Below are 20474 nucleotides of genomic sequence, written 5' to 3' on the forward strand. Positions count from 1 at the left end.
CCGGACGGAGGTGCAGCACAGCCGCCGACGGCAGGAACGCTATCAGCCCCATGCGCCCTCGTCGCAACATCAACTGACGATGCGTGAGGGGTTGATGGCGGTGGTGGAGATGCGCGGACGGAGCGTCCGCCGTCGGATCGTCGCAGCTCAGGTCGGCCGGGGGGAGCGCCCCAGGCGGCTCTCCGGGGGCCAGGGGGTCTCCCGGAGAGCCGTCAGGAACAGGTCAAACCGCTTATGCTGGAGGCTTCGACGCCGTCCGGCCGGTCGGGGCCGTCGGTTCGCCAGGCCGGTTTGCCGATGCGCCGGTTCGCGCCGACGTGCCGCGGGTCCAGCCCGTTGGCCACGTCGGTTCAACCCGCCAGCGGTATCGGCACCACCTGCCCGCCCCCCACCACCTGCAACTCCACCGCGGCCTCCCGCTGGGCCAGTTCGGTCCAGGCCCAGCTCGCCAGGTCGGACAGCTCCGCCGACCACTGCTTGCCGTAGGTGCCGCAGGCGACCTGGCCGAGCCGCAGCCGCTGGACGTCCGAGGTCCCGGCCGGCGGGTAGACGTGGGTGGCGTCGCGCAGGTAGCGCTCGATGCTGAACTCGGCCTGCAGGCCCCGGGCGGCGTGGATCTCCATGGCGTTGCGCGCCGAGTCCAGCGCGTACTCGGTGTTGATGAGCTTGGCGTTCATCAGCTCGGCGTCGCAGGCCCTGCCGTGGTCGAGCAGGTACGAGGCGTGGTAGGCGGCCAGCTTCGCCGTCATCAGCCGCGACTGCATCTCGCCCAGTTTCAGGGCGATGTTGGGCAGTTGGTTGAGCGGCTTGCCGTAGAGCACCCGCTCCTCCGCGAAGCGCGCGGTGTCCGCGACGATCGCGGTGTGGATGCCGAGCGCGACGGCGGCGAGGTTGAGCCGGCCGTACAGGGTGGAGGAGGAGTAGGCGACGTCCAGGCCCTGGCCCTCCAGGCCCAGCCGGTTGGCGACCGGGATGCGGCAGTCCTCGAAGACGATCTCGCCGAAGCTGAAGCCGTGCAGGCCGCTCTGCGAACCGAGTTCCCCGGCGCGAAAGCCGGGGCGGTCGCTCTCGACCAGGAACGCGGACAGGCCCCGGCTGCCCTCGCCGGTGCGGAGGATCACCCCGTGCACGTCGCCGATGTGGGAGTTGCCGACGAACCACTTGCGGCCGTCGAGCACGTACTCGCCGCCCTCGCGACGGGCGGTGCCGGACATCCCGAGCACGTGGCCGCCCGACTCCGGCTCGGTGACGGCGATGGTCGGCAGCGCCGCACCGGAGGCGAACTTCGGCAGCCAGTACCGCCGTTGGGCGTTCGAGCCGAAGTGGATGACCTTGGCGACACCGAGCTGCGAGGCCTGCGCCACCGCGCCCATGGCACCGCTGACCCGGGCGAGCTCCTCCACGATGACGGTCTTGGCGAGGTGCCCCAGTCCCATTCCGCCGAATTCGCGCGGAATGGTCACGCCGATCCATCCCCGTCGGGCGATCTCCCTCGACAGTTCGACCTCGACGTTCCGTTCGGCCTCCATCCTGGCCACGTGCGGACGTACCTCCTTCTCCGCGAACTCACGGACCTCCGCTCGGAGACTCTCGTGGCGCTCGTCGGTGAAGTAGTCCATCGCCATGCTGGGGTCCTCTCGTGTCAGGGGTGTGCCGTGCCTCCGTCCGCGCCGTCGAAGCCGCTTCGGCCGCCCCCGAGGGTGAGTGGGGTGTGGAGGTGGTGGTGGCCGACTGCCCCTTTGCAATCGGTGCAAGCGGAACTCGGGGCGGCTTTCCCGGGGTTGGGAATACCGTCCGTGTCTTCGGCAGGGCTCATTGTCATATGGGTCTCCTGTGCTGACCCAGAGTCGATCTTCGATTGGCGGAAATCGGCCCGTCCTGACGTTGAGGTGTTTGGCCGTGACGCCGAGTGGGGATTGATCCTTCCCCGCCGCGACAACCTGCTGAGCGGCCGCTCACATGCGGCTTTGACTGTTCATCAGCAAAGGTGACGAACCGGACCGAGCGAGCCGAAGCGCCCTGATGTCTGATTACATGTGCGCCATGACTGATGTGATGAGCACTCAAGGCCAGTTCCCGGGTGCCCCCGGGGAGTCCGAGCGGACCCGCAGGCTGCGCAGCCTCGGTCTCAACGAACCGTCCGCGGACGAGGCCTTCGACCGCTTCGCCCACCTGGCCGCCAGCATCACCCGCGCTCCCATCGCGATGGTCAACTTCATCAACGACGAGCGCCAGATGTTCCGGGGGCTCTACATTCCGCCAAACTCGAGCGACGTCGCGTCCGAAGAAGGCGCTTCCTGGGCCGATCGGGGCATCGCCTTCGATCTTCCGACCCGTCAGATGCCGCTGAGTCACGGCTTCTGCCCGCACGTCGTCGCCCAGCGCTCCCCCCTCGCGCTCGACGACATCCTCGCCTACCCCCGGTTCTCCGGAAACCCGGTCGTCGACGAACTGGGCGTGCGGGCCTACCTCGGTGCCCCGCTCGTCGACGACACCAAAACCGTCATCGGTACCGTCTGCGTCCTCGACCGGGAACCCCGGCAGTGGGGACGCGAGCGGCTGCGCGACATCCAGCACCTCGCCGAGGCGCTGCTCTCCGAGATCCGGCTGCGCGACAACCTGCTCGCCCAGCAGCAGGAGATGTTCGCCGCCTTCGACGGCTCCCCGTTCCCCATCATGCTCACCGACGGCCCCGGCCAGGAGATCCGCTACGCGAACGCCCAGCACGCCGACACCTTCGGAGCCCCGGCGGCGTACGGGGCGATCGGCGCGGCCTACCCGCAGCTCGGCGCGGCAGGACTCCAGCAGGCCGTCGTGGAGGCCTACCACACCGGGCGCAGCACGGTCCTGAACGACGTCCGGATCCAGTCAGGCCGCCCGGACGCCCAGCGCATCCAGCAGATCTTCAGCTTCACCTGCACCCCGCTGCGGACCGCGCGCACCGGCCAGGTCAACGGCGTCCTCACCGTCGGCATGGACGTCACCGCGCAGTCCCGCACCGAGGAGGAGCTCGGCACGCTGGCCGCGCTGCTGGTCGACCGGCTCCAGCAGAACGGCGCCACCCCGGTCGGACGCCCGGGCCTCGCCGGGGAGTCCGGACTCATCCTGCCGAGCTGAGCCGCCGACCTGCCGTCCGCGTGCGGCGCCGCAGTCCCCCTCCGTACCACCGCCCACCGGTCCGCACCACCGCACCACCCGTGACCGCACCACCCGCGACCGCACCTCTCGCAATCGCAGCACTGACCACCGCACCACCTGCGACCGCACCACCGCGACATCCGTCACCGTGGCGGGGCGCCTCTCACCCCCGAGGAGAGGCTCCCCGCCACGGTGCCGTCCGGGGGCACCGGGCCGCCCGGAGTACCCCGGCGTCCGAGGCCGAGCGGGTGAACCGGCCCCGCCCGCGCCCCGGCCACGGCCCGCCCGAAGGGCGCCGATGGTAGGCATGGGCCGCATGGACTGGTTCGCGGCCCCCGACTACTGGCTGAGCCGGCTGCTCGTCCAACGCCTGCTCGCCGGCCTCTACCTGGTCGGGTTCCTCGCCGCCGTCGCGCAGTTCCGCGCCCTGATCGGCACCGACGGCATGCTGCCGGTGCCCCGCTTCACCGCCCGGGTCCCCTTCCGCCACGCGCCTGGGCTGTTCCACCTCCACTACAGCGACCGCTTCTTCGCCACCGTCGCCTGGAGCGGCGCCGCGCTCGCCGCCGCCGTGACCGCCGGACTCGGCGACCTCGTCCCGCTCTGGGCGTCCGTCCTGCTGTGGGCGGTGCTCTGGGGGCTCTACCTCTCGATCGTCAACGTCGGGCAGACCTGGTACTCCTTCGGCTGGGAGTCACTGCTGCTCGAAGCCGGCTTCCTCGCCGCCTTCCTCGGCAACGCCGACACCGCCCCGCCGACCCTGGTGCTCTGGCTGATGCGCTGGCTGGTCTTCCGGGTCGAGTTCGGTGCCGGACTGATCAAACTGCGCGGTGACCGCTGCTGGCGCGACCTCACCTGCCTGCGCTACCACCACGAGACCCAGCCCATGCCCGGACCGCTCAGCTGGTTCTTCCACCACCTGCCCGACCCGCTGCACCGCGTCGAGGTGGCCGCCAACCACTTCGTCCAACTCGTCGTCCCGGTCTGCCTCTTCCTCCCGCAGCCGGTCGCGAGCTACGCCGCCTGCATCGTCGTCGCCACCCAGCTGTGGCTGATCGCCTCCGGCAACTTCGCCTGGCTCAACTGGCTGACCGTCACACTCGCCCTCGCCGCCGTCGACCCGGCCCGCCTCGGCCTGCCCGTTCACGCCCACGCGCGCCCCGGCGCCCCCGTCTGGTTCGAGGTGCTGGTGATCGCGCTCACCGCCGCCGTCGCCGTCCTCAGCTACTGGCCGGTCCGCAACCTCGTCTCCCGCCGCCAGGCCATGAACCGCTCCTTCAACCGGCTGCACCTCGTCAACACCTACGGCGCCTTCGGCAGCATCAACCGCATCCGCCAGGAGATCGTCGTCGAAGGCACCGACGAACCGACCCTCACCCCGCACACGGTCTGGCACGAGTACGGCTTCAAGGGCAAACCCGGAGACGTGCGCCGGCTCCCACGCCAGTACGCCCCCTACCACCTGCGGCTCGACTGGCTGATGTGGTTCGCCGGCATCTCGCCCGCCTACGCCCGCCCCTGGTTCCTGCCCTTCGTCGCCCGCCTGCTCGCCGGCGACCGCGCCACCCTCCGGCTGCTGCGCCACAACCCCTTCCCCGGCACCCCGCCGACCCACGTCCGGGCGACCCTCTACCTCTACCGGTTCACCGATTGGCGCGAACTGCGGGAAACCGGTGCGTGGTGGCACCGCACCGCGCTCTACGAGTACCTCGCGCCGGTCGACCTCGCCTCCCTCGCCCGCGCCGGGTACCGCGCACCCCTCGGCCGACGGCTCCGCACCGTGCCGCTGGACCGGCCACGGCGGCCCGGGGCCCGGTCGGGAAGACCGTCCGGCCGAGCCGGGGACCGAAGCCCCGAGCACCCGTCCGGCCCAACGCCCCACCACCCAGGTGGCCCTCCCGAGTAGCGGCCAGGTGGGCGGTATGGCACACGACACCGGCCCGTCGGGCGGTGGGTGCGTGCAAGGCTCGAACGGGCACCCGTATTCTGGGCGTCCACAACCGGCGGCCCTACCGCGCGCCCCCCAGCCCCGTTCCGGGGCGCTCCGCGCAACCGGTCCGCCGCCCCCTCGCCGCCAGCCCCGCCGTCGTCGCCCAGAACCGGACCTCACATGACAGTGCTTCACTCGCGCAACGCCGACGCAGCCGACCCGGCGGACGTCGCCGACGCCGCAGACGTCAAGGACCCCCAGGACGCCAAGGCCGCCACGGCGGAGAGCGACCTCCGCGAGGACCTCGGCCGCTACGCCGAACTCGGGGCCTTCACCCTCACCGCCGACACCCACGCCTGGTACGCGGCCGTCGACACCGTCGCCACCCCCGAGGACGCCCGCGCCGCCTCCACCGCGCTGGCCGAACTGCGCGGCCGCGACCTCCGCCAGACCTGGGACGCCGTCACCGCCCTCGCCGCCGAGGTCAAGCTCGACGAACCCGACACCGTCGCCAAGACCGCCCTGCTCGTCGAGCTGCTCCAGCGCGTCCAGCGCACCTCCGCCACCCTCACCGCCGCCGCCTACGACGCCGACCTCGACGCCCTCACCGCCGCCACCGCGGACAGCACCTGGCGCCGCGAGCACGGCGTCAAGCTCTCCTGGCTGCGCGCCCGCTCCCTGCGCAAGCAGGCCACGGCCCTCGCCACCGACCGCCGGGTCCGCCGCGAGGACCTGCACGAGGCACTCGCCTCCGCCGAGATCGAGCGCCGTGCCTGGGTCGCCATCGCCCCCGCGGGCACCCTCCCGGTCGTGCCCACCGACGGCGCGCTGGTCGAGCGGACCGCCCAGGCCTTCGAGGCGATCAACACCGGCCTGCGCGGCCTCGCCCGGATGCTCCCCGACCACGACCTCGACGGGCTGGCCTTCGCCGACCTCGTCGACCTGGTCGAACGGCTCGCCGCCGACGAGGGCACGCTCTACCGCCTGCCCACTATCCGCGGCCTGCGCGCCACCCTGGAGGAGGCCGGCCTCGGCGACCTGCTCGCCGAACTCACCGCCGCCCAGGCCGACCGCAGCGCCGCCGAAGCCGCCTACGGCGCCCGCCAGGCCCTGGCCGGCGGCCAGCGTGACGGGCTCGCGGGGGCGGGGAGCGCCGTCGAGGCTGCGGTTCCTGCTCCGGCTTCGGCTCCTGCCTCGGCGGAGGAGCCGGTGGAGGAGCCGGCGAGCGGCGTGGTGACCGAGGCGGAGCTGGAGTCGGAGCAGGGCTCGGCTTCGGACTCGGACTCGGACTCGGTCGAGGCTGGCTCTGCGGTCGAGGCCGCCGTCGAGGTGATTGAGGAGAAGGTGGCGGAGGTGGCGCAGGAAGCCCCCGTCACCGTGGTCTCCCTCCCGGCGCCGTCCCCGGCCGCCGACGATCTGGTGGCCGCCGCGACCGCCGCGACTGCTGCGCTGGCGGAGGCCGCGGAGTCGGCCGAGGCCGTGGCCGAGCCGACGGCGGCCGTTGAGGCGCCGGAGGACACGGAGACCGAGGCCGTCGTCGAGACCCCCGCCGCCGAAGCCGAGGCTGAGGTCGAGGTCGAGGTCGAAGCCGAGTCGGCGGAGGAGACGCCCGCCCTGGAGGACGCGCCGGTCGTCGAGCCGGAGGCGGTCGAGGAGGCCGTCGAGACGGCTGCCGAGCCCGAGCCCGAGCTGGTGGCCCAGGTGGAGGCGGCCGAGGCTCCCGCTGTTGAGGCCGCGGAGCCGGTGGCCGAGGTCGTGGTCGAGGTTGTCGAGGAGGCGTCTGCGGTCGTCGTGGAGCCGGTTGTCGAGGTGGAGGCGGTTGTTGAGCCTGCTGCTGCCGAGGAGCCGGTCGTGGCGGTGGAGGCCATCGAGGCCGCGGAGCCGGTGGCCGAGGTCGAGGCGCCGGTTGTACCGGTAGAGGTGGTTGAGGCCGCGGAGCCGGTGGCCGTGGTCGAGGTCGAGGTAGAGGTTGTCGAGGAGGCGTCTGCGGTCGTCGTGGAGCCGGTTGTCGAGGTGGAGGCGGTTGTTGAGCCTGCTGCTGCCGAGGAGCTGGTCGTAGCGGTGGAGGTCATCGAGGCCGAGGAGCCGGTGGCCGAGGTCGAGGCCGTCGAGGAGGCGCCCGCCGCCGAGCCGGTGGCCGAGCCCGCCGCCACTGACCGGCCCGAGAAGCCGGACTTCACGCCCGGTCGGCCCGTGACCGCCTACTCCGCCGACGAACTGCTCGCCGTCGTCCGGTGGGTGGACGGTGACGGTGTCGAGCGCACGGACGAGGAGCTGCTGCGGGCGGCGATGAAGGAGCTGGGCTTCGCCCGTCTCGGGCCGCGGATCAAGGAGGCGCTGGGCGCCGCCGTCACCGCTGCGCGGGGCTGACCTCCGGGGAACAGTGGCGAAGGGCCCGGGACACGCGATCGCGCGTCCCGGGCCCTTCGCCGTACCGCGTGTGCCCGAGAACGTCAGCCCGCCTTGCTCCATGGTCGGTTGGAGATCAGCGCCTTGACGTTGGCCACGTACCCCGGGCTGGGGATGGCCAGGACGACCGTCGAGACCCCCACGGCCGACACCAGGACCAGGGGCTCTCCGGACGTGCCCACTGCCATCGGTGGTTCCCCCGCTTGTCACCGGCGGTTCCGGCGAGTGGCGGTCATCCTACGATGTGCTCTTTTCCCCTGGTCCGGACGGGTGCCCTGGCATGAACGGGTGCTCCAATGCCTGCGCGAGGACGGTCGGAGCCGTTGCCAGGGAGGGTCCGTACCAGGTCAGGTGGCGTCCGCTGACCAGCGCCGCCGGGACACCCGGGAACGCCTCCGGGCCGTCCTCCGCCGTGAAGCGGTACGGCTCGTCCGGCAGCACCACCAATTCCGGTCGGCAGGCGAGCAGTTCGGGCAGCGGGACGGCCGGGTAGCGCTCGGCGTGCCCGGCGTGGACGAGCCGGACGCCGAACCGGCGCAGCAGGTCCCCGGCGAAGGTGTCGCGGCCGAGGACCATCCACGGGCGGCGCCAGATCGGCACGATCGCCCGCGGGCCGTCCGAGGGGCGCGGGACGGCGGCCCACGCCGCCTCGGCCTCGTCCAGCCAACCCGGGCGCGGCAGCGCGCAGGCGGCGGTGAGCATCCGGTCGAGCGAGCGGAACGCGCCGTCCAGGGTGCGGACGTCGGTGACCCAGACCGGCAGGCCGGCCGCCCTCAGCGCGTCCAGGTCGGGGCGCCGGTTCTCCTCGTCGTTGGCCAGGACGAGATCCGGGGCGAGAGCGAGGATGCCCGGCACGTCCGGGTTCTTGGTGCCGCCGATCCTGGTGACGGCCAGGTCGGCCGGGTGGCTGCACCAGTCGGTGGCGCCGACCAGCAGCCCGGGCGCGGTGACGGCGACGGCCTCGGTCAGCGACGGCACCAGCGACACCACCCGGCGCGTCGGGCGCGGGCCGAGCCGTACGGGCAGGTCGAGATCGTCCCGCAGGACGGTGGGATCGGCCATCCGGCCACCCTACGCCGGGGGTTCGAGGACGGCCGCCGGACGGAGCGGAAATCCCCGGGAACCCGCCGAACGATCCGGCCGACTACCTGGACCGGGTTCGCAGGACGGGCCCCCAGCACGATCACCGACCAGGAGAGTTGTCATGCGCCCTCGCGTTGTCTGCGGAATCGCGGCCGCCGTCGCCCTGTTCGCCACGGCCTGCGGAAGCGGCGGCGGGGGAGGCGGAGAGCGGGGCGCCACCGGCACCGCCCAGGCCGCCCCGGCCGGCGGCTACCCCGTCAAGGTCGCCGACTGCACGGACCGGGAGACCACCATCGCCAAGGCCCCCGCCAAGATCGTCACCAGCAACGCCGCCGCCCTGGAGCTGCTGCTCCAACTGGGCGCGGGCGACCGGGTGATCGGCACCGGCTTCCCGCCCGGCCACGGCACCCTCCCGCCGGCCCTGGCCGAACAGGGCGCCAAGGTGCCCGTGCTCGGCGACAAGACCATCCCCAAGGAGAAGCTGCTCGGCTCCGGCGCCGACCTCTACATCGACACCTTCGGCGCGATGCCGATGATGGGCGGCGGCGCCACCGGGCCCAGCGAGGAGGAGTTCGCGGCGGCCGGCATCCAGCACGTCTACCTCCTGTCCACCGCCTGCGCCGGCACCCCGAAGGCGGCCAAGGCGCCGCGCACCGACCTCTCCGGGATCGAGAACGACATCCGCCGCCTCGGCGCCGTCACCGGCACCGCCGCCCGCGCGGAGGAGCTCGTCGCAGGCATGGAGAAGCAGGTCGGCGAGGTCCGCACCGCGCTCGCCGGCGTCCCGGAGGCGCAGCGTCCCGGCTACTTCGTCTTCGACTTCGACGCCGGCACCAAGCAGCCGGTCGCGGTCTGCGGCCGCCAGGTCGCCAACGCGGTGATCACCCAGGCCGGGGCCCGCAACGTGTTCGCCGACTGCGACGCCGACTTCAAGCCCGGCTCCTGGGAGGACGTCGTCGCCAAGAACCCGGACTGGATCCAGCTCGCCGTCCGCAACCGGGGCAGCGAGGAGGCCACCCGCAAGGCCTTCGACGACGCCGAGGCGTTCCTGCGCGGCTTCCCCGCGACCCAGGGCCTGAAGGCCGTCCAGGAGGGCCATTTCGTGCGGCTCGGCTCCGAGGTCACCACCATCGCGGGCGTGCGCAACGCCGACGCCGTCCGGCAGATCGCCGCGACCATCCACCCGACCCTCGTCAAGAACGGGCAGTAGGCGGTGACCTCGGCCGCCCCCGATGCTCCCGGCGTCCCCGATGCCTCCGGCGCGCCCGGCACGACCGCTCGCACGCGCGAGGGGAGGGATGCCCGCCCGGCCCGCACCCTGCGGGCCGGGCCGCTGGCCGTCGCGCTGACCACTGCCCTGGTGCTGGCCCTGACCGCCGCGGTGTCGTTCGGCTCACTGGACATCCCGCCCGGCGAGGTGTGGTCGGTCGTCGCCCGCCACCTCACCGGGCGGGCCCCCGAGCCCGGCACCCGCGACCTCATCGTCTGGCAGCTGCGCGTCCCGCGCGCCCTGCTGGCGGCGACGGTCGGGGCCGGGCTCGGCCTGGTCGGCACCGCCGTGCAGGCCCTGGTCCGCAACCCGCTCGCCGACCCCTACCTGCTCGGCATCTCCTCCGGCGCCTCCCTCGGGGCGGTCGCCACGATCGTCCTCGGCACCTCGCTCGGCCTCGACCTCGCCTTCGGCAGCGCGCTCGGCCTCACCGTCTCCCTGGCGGCCTTCGCCGGCGCCCTCGGCGCGTTCTCCCTGGTCTGGTTGACGGCCCGGCGCGGCGGCGGCTTCTCCCCGCTGCGCCTGGTCCTCGCGGGCATCGCCATCGCCCAGTTCCTCGGCGGCATCACCAGCTACCTCGTCCTGCAGACCCGCGACGAACAGCAGACCCGCGGTGTGCTGTTCTGGCTCATGGGCAGCCTCGGCGGCGCCGTCTGGGCCCAACTCGCCGTCCCCGCCGTCGCGGTGGCGCTCGGACTGGCCCTGCTGCAGGCCCGCGCCCGCGGGCTCAACGCGATGCTCATGGGTGACGAGACGGCCGCCGGGCTCGGCGTGGACGTCACCCGGCTGCGCCGCGAGGTCTTCGTGGTCACCAGCGTGCTCACCGGCGTGCTGGTCGCGGTCTCCGGCGCGATCGGCTTCGTCGGGCTCATGGTGCCGCACGTCTGCCGGCTGCTCGTCGGCGGGGACCACCGGCGCCTGTTGCCGCTGTCCGCGCTCACGGGTGCGCTGCTGCTGGTCGTGGTCGACACCGTGGCCCGCACCGCGCTGGACGGCCAGGAACTGCCGATCGGCGTCGTCACCGCCGTCCTCGGCGCCCCCACCCTGCTCTACCTGCTGGACCGACGACTGGAGCGCACGTGAGGATCGCCGTCGAGGAACTGAGCGTCACCCTGGCCGGGCGGACGGTGGTGGCCGGGGTCCACCTGGTCGCCGAGGAAGGGGAGGTCGCCGGACTGGTCGGGCCCAACGGCAGCGGCAAGTCCAGCCTGCTGCGCACCGTCTACCGGCACCTGCGGCCGAGCGCCGGGAGGGTGCTGCTGGCCGGGCGCGACCTGGCCGGGCTGCGGCCCGCGCAGTCCGCCCGGCACATCGCCGCGCTGCCGCAGGAGCGCGGCGGGGACTTCGAGTTGAGCGTCCGCGAGGTGGTCGCGATGGGCCGCACCCCCTACAAGCGGGCGTTCGCCGCCGACGACGCCGAGGACCACCGGATCGCCGCCGACGCGCTGGCGCGGGTCGGCATGGCGGACGCCGCCGGCCGCCGGTTCGCCCAACTGTCCGGGGGCGAACGGCAGCGGGTGCTGCTGGCCCGGGCGCTCGCCCAGCAGCCGGACGTCCTGGTGCTGGACGAGCCGACCAACCACCTGGACGTCCGGCACCAGGTCGAACTCCTCGCCCTGCTCCGGGAACAGCGCCGCACCACCCTGGTCGCCCTGCACGACCTCAACGCCGCCGCCTCCGTCTGCGACCGGCTGCACGTCCTGCACCGCGGCGCCCTGGTGGCCTCCGGGGCGCCGCGCGAGGTGCTGACCCCGGACCTGCTGGCCGAGGTGTTCGGCGTCCGGGCGGCGGTGGTCGAACACCCGCTCACCGGCGACCCGTTGATCGCCTTCGACCACCGCACCCCGGCCTCCGCTCCGTTGCGGGTGGGAGTGGGGCCGGGAGTGGGAGCGGGTGCCGGGGCCGGGGCGGAGGGAGGGGGCGGGGGAGCGCTGGGGGCCGGAGCCGGGGCGGGGCCCGCCCGTCAGAACGCCTCGTAGTGGCTCGGCCGGCCGTCGCGCTCGACGAGCCGGCCGAGCTGCGCGGCGTCCTCGCTGCGCAGCAACTCCCATTCACCGTCCGGTCGGTGGAGCACCGAGGAGTGCCAGGGCGTCATCCAGGCATCGGCCGCCTCCAGGAGCCGGATGCCGAACTTCGGTGCGCCCGCCGGCTGCGGGTGGATGGAGAGCCGGACCGACCGGGGGTGCTGCGCGGCGATCAACTCGCCCCAGGCGCGGCTGCGCTGGATCACCCCGTACGCGCGGCGGCGGCAGTCGCGCTGCAGGGCGGAGCGGGTGCCGGTGAAGCCCGTGGTGTCCTCGGTCAGAAAGCGGGTGATGCCGCGGTAGAGCCGCAGGGTCTCCTCGTCCGTCAGCACCAGCTCGCGCAACTCCTCGACGCTCGGCGCGTACTGGGCGTGCACCCGGGCGCGTTTGTCGTCGAACGGCAGGTCGCCGAGGACGGCGCGCAGGTCGAAGGTGGCGAGGTGGCTGAGGCCCTCGCGCTCGATCATCGCCGTCAACGCGTCGGAGTACTCGTCGATGTGGTCGTCGGGGACGTGGACGAGGTCGCCGAATATGTGTCCGTCCGAGCAGATCAGGATGTGTGCGCCGGGCTCGTAGCGGCGGCCGATCTCCGCGCAGAGCCCGTCGAGGAAGGTGAGCGACAGGCGCTCGCCCTCGTCGGGCAGGTGGCTGAGCACCTTCGCGGGGTTCGGCGACTTGCAGGGGAAGCCGGGCAGGGTGAACAGGATCGGGTCGCCGGCGGCGACGAAGTCCGCCAACTGCGCCAGCTGGTGCGGGAAGTGCTCCGGCCTGGTGTCCAGCCCGGGGTCGGAGGCGCGGCGGTGCGGCAGCAGCAGGCCGAGGATCTGGGCGGCGAGCCGTTCGGTGCTCGTGTCCGTGGGCGTGCCCGTTGGCGTACCTGTGGTTGTGCCCGCGTTCGTGGGCGGCGGTGTGGATGCGGTGGGGTGACGGTGGCGGGTGGAAACGGTGCCGGCGGGCGGCATGGTGGTCCTCCGGGAAAGGTCGTACGGGCGTCGGGCGGGCGCGGCCGCGCGCCGGTCTCAGAAACGTCGGTCGTAGGCGACGGGCAGCCGGTTGACCCCGCGCGCCAGTACGGCGGGGATCCAGGCGAGGGAGTCCAGACCCTCACCGGCCGCCTCGGCCGGACGCAGCCCGGGCAGCCGGGCGAGCAAGGTGGCGATGGCGACCTGGAGTTCGGCCCGGGCCAGGGCAGCGCCGGGGCAGTAGTGGATGCCGTGGCCGAAGGCGAGGTGGGCGTTCGGCGTTCGGTCGAGGTCGAGGCGGTCCGCGTCCGGGAACCGCGCGTCGTCTCGGTTGGCGGCGCACAGCGAGACGATCACCGAGTCGCCGGCCGGGACGGTGGTCCCGAACAGGTCGCTGTCCTCGGCGAAGAACCGCCAGGTGGTGAGCTCGAACGCGGCGTCGTGGCGCAGCAGTTCCTCCACCGCGCGGGCGAGCGGACCGGGGTCGTGGGCGGGCCCTTCGGCCAGGGCGTCGCGCAGTCGGGCGAGTTGGTCGGGGTGGCGCAGCAGGGTGATCAGCATGGTGGTGATCTGGTTGGTGACCGGCTCCTGGCCCGCGACCAGCAGCTGGAACACCATCGAGTCGAGCTCCTCGCGGCTCAACTCGCCCGCGTCATGGGCGGCGACGAGCCGGCCCAGCAGGTCGTCGCCCGCCGTGACCGGGTCGTGGTGGGTGGGATGTTCGGCGCGGTTCACGGTGTGCCGGCCGGCGCGCTTGTGGGCGACCACGTCGGCGATGTACGTCTGCAGGCGGCGCAGCCGCGCCTCGTACGCCGGGCGGCCCGGGTCGTGCGGGCCGACGGGCTGGACGACCTTGCCCCAGTCGCGGTCGAAGCGCACCGCCAACTCGGCGGGCAGGCCGATGACTTCGGCGAGGACCCGGAACGGGAAGTGGGCCGCGAAGCCGGCCACCAGATCGGCACCACCGGTCTCGGGCAGCTCGTCGACCAGGGCGTCGGCGAGTTCCTGGAGGCGCGGGCGCAACGACTCCACCCGGCGCGGGGCGAAGGCGTCCAGGACGAGGCGGCGCATCGCGGTGTGCTTGGGCGGATCCTGGTGCAGCAGGTGGACCTGCAGCCGGGAGTGCTGCGGCTCGGGCATGATCGACGCCAGCCTGTGCCAGTTCTCGTTGCCCAGCGCGTGGTTCTTGCCGAGGCGGGGGTCGTTGAGGGTCTCGTGGGCGGCCTGGTAGCCGGTGACCAGCCAGGCGTGGATGCCGCTCGGGAACTCCACCCGGTGCACCGGCCCGGCCTCGCGCATCCGCCGGTAGAGGGGATAGGGGTCGCTCTTGTACGCGGGCCCGTACAGCGGGACGGGGTCGGGGAGTTGGTCGTACCCGTACGGGCAGCGCGGTTCGCCCGCCGGGCTGGCCGGTGCCGGATCGCGGACGGTGTCGGTCATCTGTGGTGCTCCTCCGGTGGTGCGGGCATGGCGGTGGTGCGGGGTATCGGTGGTGCAGGCAGGCGGTGGCTGGGTGGGCCGGCGCCGGGGTGGGCCGGCGCCCGGTGGGCCGGTGGTCAGGACCGTGGGCGGCGGTGCAGGGCGAGCAGGAGCACGGCCGTCGCCGCGACCACGGAGGCCAGGGCGATGCCCGCCCGGGTGCCGGTGGTGGCCCGGTCGCCGGCCAGCGCGGCGGCACCGGCCAGGGCGGGGCCGAGGGCGAAGCCCAGGCTGCGGGCGAGCTGGACGGCGGAGCCCGCGGTGGCGAGCTTGCCGGGCGGCGAGGCGGTCATCACCAGGGCTTGGGTGGGGCCGCCGTTGAGGCCCATCCCGATACCGGCCAGGGCGAGCCGCCAGGCGATGTCCGAGGCGGACCAGTCGGCGTTGAGTGGGACGAGCAGCGCCAGGCCGAGGGTGGTGACGGCGGCGCCGGCGAGCGCGGTCGGGCGGGCGCCCCAGCGGTCGGCCAGCCGCCCGCCGACCCGGCCGGCCAGCACCATGCCGAGCGGGAAGGCCAGCATGGTGAGTGCGGTGGCGGTGGCGCTCTCGCCGCCCGGACCGCGCAGGTGCTGGGCGAGCAGATAGTGGCAGGCCGCGAAGCCGGCGGCGAGGGCCAGCACCGAGGCGTTGACCCCGACGGTTCCGGCGGCCCGCAGCACCTCGGCGACCGGCCTGCCGCCGGGGCGGCGCAGCCAGAACAGGACCAGCGGGGCGGCGGGCAGCGCCAGCAGCAGCCACAGCGGCGCCTCCGGGGTCAGGGTCAGCGCGAGCAGCACGGCGGCGACGGCCGTGCCTATCAGGGCGGCGTCGCCGAGTGAACCCCGGTCGGGCGGGCGCAGCCTGCCGCGCCGCGGGGCGTGCCGGTGCACGATCAGCACGGCGGCCAGACAGACCGGCAGCTTGACCAGGAAGACGGCCCGCCAGCCGAAGTGGTCCAGCAGCAGGCCGCCGATGACCGGCCCGGTGACGGCGCCGAGCGGGCCGAGCGTCGCCGGGACGCTCATCGCCCGCCCGCGCGACTCGGGGCGCACGGAGGTGGCGGCGAGCACCGGCATCAGGACGAACAGCACCGCGCCGAACGTGCCCTGCAACAGCCGGGCGGCGATAAGCCAGCCCGCCGAGGGGGCGAGGGAGGCCAGCACGCTGCACGCGGCGAAGCAGCTGACCGCGAGCAGCAGCGCCGCGCGGGTGCCCACCTGGTCCAGCCATCGCCCGGCGGGCAACAGCAGGGCGACCAGGGGAAGTTGGTAACCGAGGGCGGCCCACTGCGCGACCCCGGGGGACACGTGCAGACCGGTCGAGATGTCGGTGAGCGCCAGGTTGACCACGTTCATGTCGAGCATCGCGACGAACGAGAGCAGTCCGGCGGCCACGACCAGGCTCCACCGGTCCGTCGCTTCGAACTGATGCTCTGTCAGGAGTTTTGCGGTCGGGGGTGGTTGCGCTGCCATGAAGTCCCTCCGTTGCCCGACTGCTGTACCGGACGCCGCCTCGGCGGCGGGGTCCGGTACAGCAGTCGGAGGCGCGGCGGCTCCAGTTCCGAACAGGCGAAGGAATTTTCGAACGGGTGGGTGGTGGGCGGCCGGCGCCTGGTGGCTGACAGCTGACGGGTAACAGATAACAGATTTCAAAATCTGTTATCTGTCAGTTGTCATCTGTTACCCGCCACCCGTCGCCCGCCCGCCGCCCACTCCGCTCCCGCTCAGCAGGCTGCAGCCAGCTCCCCGCTCTCGGCCGCGCGCAGTCGGGCTATCAGCTCCTCGCGGGCCCGGGCGACCCGGGAGCGGACGGTACCGACCGGGCAGCCGGCGACCTCCGCCGCCTCGGCGTAGCTCAGACCGACCACCTGGGTCAGCACGAAGGCCTCCCGCCGTTGGGCGGGCACCCGGTCGAGCAGGTCCCCGAGCGCGATGCCCTCCTCGAACCCGGCCGCCGGTTCGGACCCCTGCCGCTCCGCCACCTCCTGCCAGTCCGGCAGCGGCGCGCAGCGCGGTCGGGCGGCAGCCGTCCGGTACCGGTCGATCACCGTGCGCCGGGCGATCGACAGCAGCCAGGTGCGGGCCGAGGAACGCCCGGCGAAGGCCGGAAGGCCGCGCAGCGCGCGCAGGAAGGTCTCCTGGGCGAGGTCGTCGGCGGACTGGACGTCGGTGAGGTGGGCGACGAAGCGCCAGACGTCCCGCTGGGTGGCCCGGACGAAGGCCTCGACGTCCGGGGCCCGGCCCGCGCGGGCGGTCAGGGCGAGTGCGGTGAGCTGCTCGTCATCCACGGCGGCCTCCCACCCGGCCGGTCCCGCTGCGATGGCAGTGCGGGACGATGGTCCTATGAGATGCGCGCAGTTCCGTACTGCCCTGTCGGCCCGGCTCGACGGCGAACCGACCGGCCTGCTGGGCGCCCGCCTGGACCGGCACGTCGCGCGCTGCGCCGGCTGCCGCGGGTGGCTGGAGCGGGCCGAGCAGCTGCGCGGCCGAGTACGGGCGAGCGCCGCCGAGGGGCCCTCGGAGCAGTGGTCGGCCCGGTTGCTGAGTGGACTCGGAGCGCGGGGGGCCGGGGGCGGTCAGGCTCCGGACGGGCCGGAGGCCGAGGAGCGGTAGGACGGTGGCGCCGGCCGGAACCGGTGCGCCGTCGTAGTCAGGCATGCGAAGGTCCTGAGGGGAAGGCTGGGAGCGGCGCCACCCGAGGCGGCGCCGCCAACGTCCGTGGACTTCCGCGCGCCGCGCGGCGCCTCCTGGAGGAGACGGCGGGCGGGCGCGGGCCCGGGCCCTGACGGCGTGGCGGCGAAGGCGCGGCCGGGCGACAGGGCGACCTGCCCGTGGCGCGAAACCCCTGGGCCCCGCCGTCCCGGGCGGCCGTGAGCGGCCAGGGGCGGTGTCGGGTGGGGGAAGGCGGCGGGCGCGTCAGCAGGCGAGGGCGAACGCCGGCGGGCCGCGCCGCACCACGGCATGGGTGAGCAGCACCGGCCGGGGCGGCCGGGCCTGGCGGCCGGTGGGCCGGGGCGGAGCCGGCGGACGGTAGCCGAAAGGGCGCGCCAACAGTGCCAGCAGCGGGAGCGGCAGCACCCCCGCGACCACGGTGCCGAGCGCACCGAGCAGGTCGAAGAGCCGGACCAGCGCGGCGTCACCGCGCCACAGCAGCAGCGCGCAGGCCAGCGCGGCGAGCGCGTGGGCGGCGATCATCCCGAGGGACATCCCGTGCGCCATGCCGTGCGCCATGCCATGGGTCATCCCCGGGGACATGCCGTGTGTGGTGGGCACCCCGGACGCGCCCGGGATGCTCGACACGGCCGAGCCGCCGGGCATTCCCGCCATCCCGGCCATGTCCAACGCCATCCCGTCGGCCGAGGCCGAGGTCAATCCCGAGGCCGAGGCTGTTCCCGGGGCCGCACCGTGGTGCATGCCCGCCATGGTGTGCAGGCCACCGGTGGCGGGCGGGACGTCCGGGTCGAGGCCCGCCATCCGGGCCAGCTCGACGGGGGAGAGCCCGCCGGGGATCCGCTCCGGGTTGCAGAGCAGCAGGGCGGCCCAGTCCGTGGCGGCGAGCCTGCCGAGGCCACCGCCTCCGCGGCCGAGCGCCCCGGCCTGCTCGAACAGCAGGTGCAGCGCGCTCTGCGCCGCGACCATCCAGACGCTGATCGCGCCGAGCCCGCGCCGCTTGCCGACGAGCAGCCAGGTCAGGCCGAGGACGGCTCCGAACGCGCAGGCCAGTACCGGCGGCGAGACCCCGGCCCCGGCCATGGCGACGTGCGCCGAGGCGGCCAGCGCCACGCACAGCGCGGCGAAGACCACGGCACGCAGCAGGCGGATCCGGTCGGTCATCACGATGACACTCATCGTCGCACCCGCCCCGCCCGGCCCGTACCGCACCCTGCGGTATTGGCCGGTTCCGTCCCGTGAGACCATGCCCGGCCCCGCGCCGAGACGTCGGGCGCGGCCGCCGGGCGCCGGGTCCGGACACCCGGTCCGGATGCCCGACCCGGCCGGCACGCCACCCCGGCAGCCCGTTCGTACGACCATCAGTGCGGTTTGACATCTCCCACCGCTTGCTCACTAGATGTGCACACCCCGGCACCGACGGTGGGCGCCCGGTGGGCGTCGTACGCGAACAGGAGGCCCCGGCCATGGAAACCTCGACCGACTCGGCGGCCCCCGCCGCCGACCTCGCCGACCCCCGCTTCTGGCAGCTGCCGGCCCCCGCCCGCGCCACCGCCTTCGCCGAACTGCGCCGACGCCCCGCTCCGGTGTTCTTCGGCGACCCCGCCACCGGCCGGGGCTTCCACGCCCTGGTCCGCCACGCCGACGTGGTCGAGGCCAGCCGCACCCCCGCCGTCTTCCTCAGCGGCCCCGGCGTCACCGTCCCGGAACCGGCCCGCTGGGTCCGGCTGGTGTTCGGCGACTCGATGGTGAACCTCGACGACCCCCGGCACGCCCAGCTGCGCCGGATCGTCTCGCAGGCCTTCACGCCCCGGCTGCTCGGCCGGGTCGAGGAGGACATCCGCCGCGTCGCCACCCGACTGGTCGACGACGTCGAGCGCCGGCGGCCGGAGGACTTCGTCACCGCCGTCGCCGCCGAACTCCCCTTCCAGGTGATCTGCACGATGATGGGCATCCCGGAGCGTCCGCGCCGGGCGATCCTGGACCAGGTCAACCACGCCTCCGAACACACCGGCGTGGCCCGCCCGCTGCGCCGCCGGATCCGGATGCCCGGGCGGGGGCTGATGGCACTGGCCCGCATGCAGGGCATGGTCGCCGCGGTCGGCCGTGAGCGCCGGCGCAGGCCTGCGGAGGACCTGATCTCCGCCCTGGTCACCGCCGACGTGGACGGCCGCCGGCTCACCGGACGCGAACTCGGCGCCTTCTTCTCCCTGCTGCTGGTCGCCGGAGTGGAGACCACCCGCAACGCGCTCGCCCACGGCCTGCACCTGCTGACCGTCCACCCCGAGCAGCGCGCCCTGCTGCTCGCGGACCTCGACGGGAGGCTCGGCGGCGCGGTCGACGAGATCATCCGCCACGCCACGCCGATCATCCACTTCCGCCGGACCCTCGCCGCCGACCACGAGCTCGGCGGCCCCGGCGGCCCGCTGCTGCGAGCGGGGGAGAAGGTCGCGCTGTTCTTCGGCTCGGCCAACCGGGACGAGACGGTCTTCCCCGACCCGGACGCCTTCGACATCACCCGCACGCCCAACCCCCACCTCGGCTTCGGCGGCGGGGGGCCGCACTACTGCATCGGCGCGCACCTGGCCCGGCAGGAGATGAAGGTGCTGTTCCGCGAGCTGTACTCCCGGCTGCCCGAGGTGCGGTCGACGGGCGAGCCGGACCTCGTCCCGTCCAACTTCGACCACCGCGTACGGTCGCTGCGCTTCACCTTCTGAACCTTCTGCACCTTCTGTACCTTCTGCACCTCCCGAGCCGCCGGAAGGACACCGGCTGAACCGCCGGAAGGCCTGCTATCCGACGACCGGCTCCCAGACCGCGTGGTCGTGCGCGAACAGGACCCGGCGCGGCCCGTACTCCGCCAGTCGGTCCAGCCAGGCCCGGTAGCCGGGCAGCGGCGCCGCCACGCCCTCGCGTGCCGCCCGCCGGGCGAGCACCGCCTGGCCGTACTCGGACGCGAAGTCGTACGCCTGCCCGGCCAGCACCACCGCGCCGCCGCCCGGGCGTTCGACCACCAGCGACTGGTGGCCGCCGGTGTGCCCGGGAGTCGGCAGGATCCGCACGCCCGGCCAGACCTCCGTCTCGCCGTCCAGCTCGCGGTAGTCGGCGCCCGGGAAGTCGACCAGGGCGTCGATGGTGTACCCGCCGCGCCGGGCGGCGGCCAGCTCGGCCGCCTGCACCAGGACCGGCGTCCCGGCCAGCAGCGGATTGCCGCCGCAGTGGTCGAAGTGCAGGTGGCAGTTGACCACCAGGTCGATGTCGGCGCCGCCGACGCCGGCCGCCGCGAGCGCCTCCGGCAGCGGGCGGCGGACCGGGCGGTAGTGCGCCTCGGTCTCCGGATCGCCCGCGCCGATCCCGGTGTCGAACAGCAGCAGCCCCTCCGGCCGGCGCACCAGGTACGCCAGCACCGGCTCCACCCGGGGCTCCGGGCCGCCCACCTCGGACGCGGGCCGGACGAAGTACCCCAGATCGAGGCGGCGGATCGCGTGCATAGAGGGCCCCCTTGTCGCGCTGTCCCCGTGCGGGCGGCCG

Annotated in this window: 17 protein-coding genes; 8 read left to right on the top strand and 9 right to left on the bottom strand. The window is 74.0% G+C overall.

Annotated features, from left to right (window positions below; translation table 11 throughout):
• Positions 1–350: 350 nt before the first annotated feature.
• Complete coding sequence (locus P3T27_RS21850) at positions 351–1619, bottom strand: acyl-CoA dehydrogenase family protein (RefSeq protein ID WP_280681208.1); 1269 nt, start codon at positions 1617–1619, stop codon at positions 351–353.
• A gap of 436 nt (positions 1620–2055) precedes the next feature.
• On the opposite strand from P3T27_RS21850, the gene P3T27_RS21855 reads away from it, so the two are divergent.
• The 3 genes from P3T27_RS21855 to P3T27_RS21865 all read left to right on the top strand — a co-directional run bounded on the left by P3T27_RS21855 (position 2056) and on the right by P3T27_RS21865 (position 7438).
• Positions 2056–3117, top strand: a complete 1062-nt coding sequence (locus P3T27_RS21855) for a GAF domain-containing protein (RefSeq protein ID WP_280680947.1) — start codon at positions 2056–2058, stop codon at positions 3115–3117.
• Between the two features lie 337 nt (positions 3118–3454).
• The gene (locus P3T27_RS21860) at positions 3455–5044 is read left to right on the top strand and encodes a lipase maturation factor family protein (protein ID WP_280680949.1); all 1590 of its coding nucleotides are present in this window, start codon (positions 3455–3457) and stop codon (positions 5042–5044) included.
• A gap of 204 nt (positions 5045–5248) precedes the next feature.
• The gene (locus tag P3T27_RS21865) at positions 5249–7438 is read left to right on the top strand and encodes a hypothetical protein (protein ID WP_280680951.1); all 2190 of its coding nucleotides are present in this window, start codon (positions 5249–5251) and stop codon (positions 7436–7438) included.
• A gap of 83 nt (positions 7439–7521) precedes the next feature.
• On the opposite strand, the gene P3T27_RS21870 is transcribed toward P3T27_RS21865, so the two are convergent.
• Positions 7522–7665 (bottom strand): hypothetical protein, encoded by a 144-nt coding sequence (locus tag P3T27_RS21870; RefSeq protein WP_280680953.1) that lies wholly within the window; start codon positions 7663–7665, stop codon positions 7522–7524.
• A 49-nt stretch (positions 7666–7714) separates the two neighbouring features.
• Positions 7715–8539, bottom strand: a complete 825-nt coding sequence (locus P3T27_RS21875; protein ID WP_280680956.1) for a helical backbone metal receptor — start codon at positions 8537–8539, stop codon at positions 7715–7717.
• 142 nt (positions 8540–8681) lie between these two features.
• Here P3T27_RS21875 and P3T27_RS21880 point away from each other — a divergent pair, with 142 nt between their 5' ends.
• From P3T27_RS21880 to P3T27_RS21890, 3 genes are all read left to right on the top strand, one after another.
• On the top strand, positions 8682–9770 hold the full coding sequence (locus tag P3T27_RS21880; protein ID WP_280680958.1) for an ABC transporter substrate-binding protein: 1089 nt from the start codon (positions 8682–8684) through the stop codon (positions 9768–9770).
• A gap of 123 nt (positions 9771–9893) precedes the next feature.
• Positions 9894–10913 (top strand): iron ABC transporter permease, encoded by a 1020-nt coding sequence (locus tag P3T27_RS21885; RefSeq protein WP_280681211.1) that lies wholly within the window; start codon positions 9894–9896, stop codon positions 10911–10913.
• On the top strand, positions 10910–11809 hold the full coding sequence (locus P3T27_RS21890; RefSeq protein ID WP_280680960.1) for an ABC transporter ATP-binding protein: 900 nt from the start codon (positions 10910–10912) through the stop codon (positions 11807–11809). Before P3T27_RS21885 ends, P3T27_RS21890 begins: the two co-directional genes overlap by 4 nt.
• Here the strand turns inward: P3T27_RS21890 and P3T27_RS21895 are convergent.
• The 4 genes from P3T27_RS21895 to P3T27_RS21910 all read right to left on the bottom strand — a co-directional run bounded on the left by P3T27_RS21895 (position 11794) and on the right by P3T27_RS21910 (position 16561).
• Complete coding sequence (locus P3T27_RS21895) at positions 11794–12816, bottom strand: isocyanide synthase family protein (RefSeq protein ID WP_280680962.1); 1023 nt, start codon at positions 12814–12816, stop codon at positions 11794–11796. The two genes, P3T27_RS21890 and P3T27_RS21895, sit on opposite strands and share 16 nt — an antisense overlap.
• A 57-nt stretch (positions 12817–12873) precedes the next feature.
• The gene (locus tag P3T27_RS21900; protein WP_280680964.1) at positions 12874–14256 is read right to left on the bottom strand and encodes a cytochrome P450; all 1383 of its coding nucleotides are present in this window, start codon (positions 14254–14256) and stop codon (positions 12874–12876) included.
• A 116-nt stretch (positions 14257–14372) separates the two neighbouring features.
• On the bottom strand, positions 14373–15668 hold the full coding sequence (locus tag P3T27_RS21905) for an MFS transporter (RefSeq protein ID WP_280680965.1): 1296 nt from the start codon (positions 15666–15668) through the stop codon (positions 14373–14375).
• 329 nt (positions 15669–15997) lie between these two features.
• A complete protein-coding gene (locus tag P3T27_RS21910) occupies positions 15998–16561 on the bottom strand; it encodes a sigma-70 family RNA polymerase sigma factor (RefSeq protein WP_280680968.1) in 564 nt (187 codons plus the stop codon).
• A gap of 55 nt (positions 16562–16616) precedes the next feature.
• Between P3T27_RS21910 and P3T27_RS21915 the strand changes: the two genes are divergently transcribed.
• Positions 16617–16886, top strand: coding sequence for a zf-HC2 domain-containing protein (locus tag P3T27_RS21915; RefSeq protein ID WP_280680970.1), 270 nt, complete (start codon positions 16617–16619; stop codon positions 16884–16886).
• Positions 16887–17189: 303 nt separating this feature from the next.
• Here the strand turns inward: P3T27_RS21915 and P3T27_RS21920 are convergent, their stop codons facing one another.
• The gene (locus P3T27_RS21920) at positions 17190–18122 is read right to left on the bottom strand and encodes a hypothetical protein (protein ID WP_280680972.1); all 933 of its coding nucleotides are present in this window, start codon (positions 18120–18122) and stop codon (positions 17190–17192) included.
• A 287-nt stretch (positions 18123–18409) separates the two neighbouring features.
• Here P3T27_RS21920 and P3T27_RS21925 point away from each other — a divergent pair, with 287 nt between their 5' ends.
• A complete protein-coding gene (locus P3T27_RS21925; protein ID WP_280680978.1) occupies positions 18410–19660 on the top strand; it encodes a cytochrome P450 in 1251 nt (416 codons plus the stop codon).
• Between the two features lie 75 nt (positions 19661–19735).
• Here the strand turns inward: P3T27_RS21925 and P3T27_RS21930 are convergent, their stop codons facing one another.
• Complete coding sequence (locus P3T27_RS21930) at positions 19736–20434, bottom strand: N-acyl homoserine lactonase family protein (RefSeq protein ID WP_280680981.1); 699 nt, start codon at positions 20432–20434, stop codon at positions 19736–19738.
• Positions 20435–20474: the final 40 nt, after the last annotated feature.

This window comes from Kitasatospora sp. MAA19 (assembly GCF_029894125.1).
In the GTDB taxonomy this organism is placed as follows: Bacteria; Actinomycetota; Actinomycetes; order Streptomycetales; family Streptomycetaceae; genus Kitasatospora.